Annotated in this window: 2 protein-coding genes; both read left to right on the top strand. The window is 59.9% G+C overall.

Annotated features, from left to right (window positions below; translation table 11 throughout):
* On the top strand, positions 1–497 hold a 497-nt coding region (locus ACYVDE_RS23715), incomplete at its 5' end, for an alpha/beta hydrolase fold domain-containing protein (protein WP_460503988.1).
* A gap of 250 nt (positions 498–747) precedes the next feature.
* On the top strand, positions 748–1,098 hold a 351-nt coding region (locus ACYVDE_RS23710), incomplete at its 3' end, for a phasin family protein (RefSeq protein WP_460503987.1).

Raw genomic sequence — 1,098 nt, 5'->3', positions numbered from 1 at the left:
CCCTGCGCGATGCCGGCGAAACCCTGCCCGCCGCCGGCGTCGGCCTTTCGCCCTGGACCGACCTGAACTTGCCCACCGCCGCTCTGCGCCGCATCTGCCGCGAAGAAGGCCTCCTGCTCGAAGCCTTGCAGATGCGCACCTGGGGTCCGCTCTACGCCCACAAAACTGACCTCTCGCACCCGCTGCTTTCGCCCGCGCAGGCCGAGTTGCACGGCCTGCCGCCGCTGCTCATCCAGATTTCGACGGCCGAAGTGCTCTACGACGACGTGCTGAAGTTTGCCGACAAGGCCCGCGCCGCCGGTGTGCCGGTAGTGGTGCAGCCCTTCGAGGGGCTGGTGCACTGGTGGCACCTGTTCTGGCGAGTGGTGCCCGAAGCCCGTCAGGCCCTCGACCAAGTGGCCGAATTCCTGGCTGACACTTGGGCCGCGCAGGCGGTGCCGGTTGTGCAACTGCCCGTGGTGGCGCGTCGCGTGGCCACTCGTCGCCGCGCTGCGTAAGCTGGCATTGAACGAATTGCGTCATGTTACTGCGATAGCCTGAGTATGGATGAAATGGAAAAAATAAATTCTCTTTTTATCGATTTTCGGCCACTTTTGGAAAAAACCGGCGTACATGGCTCAACTATGTTGCCGACGCTTCGTAGGTTTGCAGCATAATTAGTCGGCTTGCATACTATTTTGTACATGCAAGCTACTTGCCATCAATAGCTTCTCGTTTCACCCTTCACCAAAAAACAGTTTCGTCACCATGGAAGATTTGTTTAAGAAGTTCGTAAATGCTGGCGTCGGCTACATTGCCCAGGGCAGCAAGTCGGTTCAAAGCACCATCGACAAGCTGGTGAAGGACAACAAGATGACCCAGGCCGAAGGCAAGAAAATCGTGGATGACCTGCTGAAAAGCGGCGAAACCAAGCGCGCCGAGCTCGAAAAGCAGTTCCAGGGCATTGTGGAGCGTGCCAAGAGCACCGTGGGCCTCGGCGATGCCAAGCCCGCCAAAGGCAAAGCCGGCGCCAAGAAACCCGCCCCCAAAGCCGCTGCCAAGCCCGCCGCCAAAGCTGCCGGCGTAGTAAGCGCTGCCCGCAGCACCGCCAACCAAGCC

This window comes from Hymenobacter agri (assembly GCF_054778495.1).
The sequence above is the reverse complement of the archived record's forward strand: the minus strand, read 5'-3'. Positions and strand labels throughout refer to the sequence as shown.